The sequence below is a fragment of the Microbacterium sp. genome (assembly GCF_031178525.1).
GTDB lineage: Bacteria > Actinomycetota > Actinomycetes > Actinomycetales > Microbacteriaceae > Microbacterium.
Window position 1 is genome coordinate 1 of the sequence record NZ_JAPSJA010000294.1, and the last position, 2,880, is coordinate 2,880.

The following is a 2,880-nucleotide window of genomic DNA, read 5'->3' on the forward strand; positions in this document are numbered from 1 at the left end:
CACCCGGCCGACGTCGGAAACCGCCCGCTGATACCGTGAAAAAGAGCCCCGAGGAGGAGCAACCATGTCCCGCGCAGATCTCGTCGTCGTCGCCAATCGTCTTCCTGTGGACAGGGTGATCACGCCGGATGGCGAGGAGAGCTGGCGGCGTTCCCCCGGCGGCCTGGTGACCGCGCTCGAGCCCGTCATGCGCAAGCCCGACCGCGCCTGGGTCGGGTGGGGCGGTCAGCCCGACCTCGACCTCGAGCCCTTCGACTTCGACGGCTCGCGCCTCGTGCCGGTGCCGCTCAGCGCCGCCGAGATCGAGTCGTACTACGAGGGCTTCGCGAACGGCACGATCTGGCCGCTCTATCACGACGTGATCGCGACGCCCGTGTACCGGCGCTCCTGGTGGGAGTCATACGTGCGCGTGAACCGACGATTCGCGGAGGCCGCCGCCGGTGCTGTCGAACCGGGCGGTGTCGTGTGGGTGCAGGACTACCAGCTGCAGCTCGTGCCGAAGATGCTGCGCGAGCTGCGTCCGGACGTGACGATCGGCTACTTCCACCACATTCCCTTCCCCGCATACGGGCTGTACTCGCAGCTGCCGTGGCGGCGTCAGGTGCTGGAGGGTCTGCTCGGTGCCGACGTGATCGGCTTCCAGCGTCAGGCCGACGCGGGCAACTTCCAGCGCTCGGTGCGTCGGGTGCTGCACCACACGACCCGATCGAACGAGATCGTGGTGGCGTCGCCGCAGGACGGCGAGGAGTCGCGGGTCGCGATCGCCAAGGCCTATCCGATCTCGATCGACGCCCAGTCGTACATCGACCTCGCCGCGGACCCGAAGGTGCGTGCCCGCGCGGTCGAGATCCGCGAGCAGCTCGGGAACCCCAAGACGATCCTGCTCGGCGTCGACCGGCTCGACTACACCAAGGGCATCCGGCACCGGCTGAAGGCGTTCGGGGAGCTGCTGCAGGACGGCCGGCTGAGTGTGGGCGACGCCACGCTCGTGCAGGTCGCCAGCCCCTCCCGCCAGCGCGTCGACGCGTACGCCGAGCTGCGTGACGAGATCGAGCTGACGGTCGGCCGCATCAACGGCGACTACGACACGATGCACCACACGGCAATCCGGTACCTGCACCAGGGCTTCCCGCGCGAGGAGATGGTCGCGCTGTACCTCGCGGCGGACGTCATGCTCGTCACGGCTCTGCGCGACGGCATGAACCTGGTCGCCAAGGAGTACGTCGCCTCGCGCACCGACAACTCGGGCGTGCTGCTGCTGAGCGAGTTCGCCGGCGCGGCGGACGAGCTGACCAGCGCGCTGCTGGTCAACCCGCACGACATCGACGGCATGAAGGACCTGATCATGCGCGCCGTCGACATGTCGCCGGGGGAGCAGTCCCGCCGGATGCGCGCGCTGCGTCGCCGGGTGCTCGATCACGACGTCGAGGACTGGTCGCACGACTTCCTGAGCGACATCCACAAGATCCGCACGGCGCGCAACGAGCGCCGCTGACGCGAACGGAGACCCGCATGAGCCCCGCCTGGACGGCAGAGGTGAAGGACCTCGCGCGGACGGACCGGCTTCTCGTCGCGCTCGACTTCGACGGCGTGATGGCACCGCTGGGCGATGACCCGATGGCCGTCAGGGCCCTGCCCGAGACGGCCGCCGCCGTCCAGCGCCTCGTGGCGCTGCCCGAAACGGTCGTGGCGTTCGTCTCGGGCCGCCAGCTCGCCGACCTGAGGGTGATCGGGGAGCATGCGGACGACTCGGCCGTGTGGCTCGCCGGCTCGCACGGCGCCGAGCACTGGCGCCCGGAAGGCATCGACGTCGCGGTCGAGGATGTCACGACGCCCGACGTCGCCGAACGGAGGGCGAGCGCCCAGGCGCTGGTCGCCGACGCGGAGCGGGCCATCGACGGGATCGGCGGCGCCTGGGTCGAGACCAAGGCGTACGGCTTCGCGCTGCACACGCGACTGTCCACCGAGGCGGACACGGCGCGCGCGCAGGACGTCGTGGACGCGCTCGTGGCCGAGCGTGCGCCCGAGTGGCGCCGCCGTACGGGCAAGAACGTCATCGAATACGCGTGGCGGCACGAGGGCAAGGACACCGCCGTGGCGCGTCTGCGCGCCGAGACGGGCGCCACCGCCGTGCTGTTCGCGGGCGACGACGTGACGGACGAGGACGCGCTGCGCACGCTCGGCGAGAGCGACCTCGGGATCCGCGTGGGCGACGGAGAGACGGCGGCCCGTGTGCGCGTCGCCGATCCCTTCGAGCTCGCAGAGTTGCTCACCGCACTGGCCGACGCGCGAGCATCCTGAATCGGTCTTTCCCGACCGGCGGAGCGCTCTGCTTCGGCGGACGGGGAGGCCCCGTGCACCGGCATAGACTTCCGAACATGGTCGACCACGCTTCACCGTCCGCAACGCCCGACATCAAGCCCCGCAGCCGCGTCGTCACGGACGGCATCGAGGCGACAACGTCGCGAGGCATGCTGCGAGCGGTCGGCATGGGCGACGCGGACTGGGACAAGCCGCAGATCGGCATCGCCTCCAGCTGGAACGAGATCACTCCCTGCAACCTCAGCCTCGACCGCCTGGCGCAGGGCGCCAAGGAGGGCGTGCATTCGGGCGGCGGCTACCCGCTGCAGTTCGGCACCATCTCCGTCTCGGACGGCATCTCGATGGGCCACGAGGGCATGCACTTCTCGCTCGTGTCCCGCGAGGTGATCGCCGACAGCGTCGAGACCGTCATCCAGGCCGAGCGCCTCGATGGCACGGTGCTGCTCGCGGGCTGCGACAAGTCCATCCCGGGCATGCTGATGGCGAGCGCCCGCCTGGGGCTGTCGAGCGTGTTCCTGTACGCCGGATCGATCGCGCCCGGCTGGGTGAAGCTGTCGG

Annotated in this window: 3 protein-coding genes; all 3 read left to right on the forward strand. The window is 70.2% G+C overall.

Annotation, left to right across the window (positions count from 1 at the left end; translation table 11 throughout):
- Positions 1-64: 64 nt before the first annotated feature.
- Positions 65-1,495 carry a trehalose-6-phosphate synthase gene (locus tag RIF89_RS13370; protein WP_309069584.1) on the forward strand — a complete coding sequence of 477 codons (1,431 nt, stop codon included), beginning with the start codon at positions 65-67 and terminating at the stop codon, positions 1,493-1,495.
- Positions 1,496-1,512: 17 nt separating this feature from the next.
- Positions 1,513-2,301 (forward strand): trehalose-phosphatase, encoded by a 789-nt coding sequence (otsB, locus tag RIF89_RS13375; protein WP_309069585.1) that lies wholly within the window; start codon positions 1,513-1,515, stop codon positions 2,299-2,301.
- A gap of 77 nt (positions 2,302-2,378) precedes the next feature.
- Positions 2,379-2,880 (forward strand): dihydroxy-acid dehydratase (locus RIF89_RS13380; RefSeq protein ID WP_309069586.1); only part of this gene is annotated, 502 nt, incomplete at its 3' end.

Excerpts from the sequence above, each read along its gene's own strand:
- otsB (WP_309069585.1), top strand. The coding sequence starts at position 1,513 with ATGAGCCCCGCCTGGACGGCAGAGGTGAAGGACCTCGCGCGGACGGAC.
- RIF89_RS13370 (WP_309069584.1), top strand. The coding sequence starts at position 65 with ATGTCCCGCGCAGATCTCGTCGTCGTCGCCAATCGTCTTCCTGTGGAC.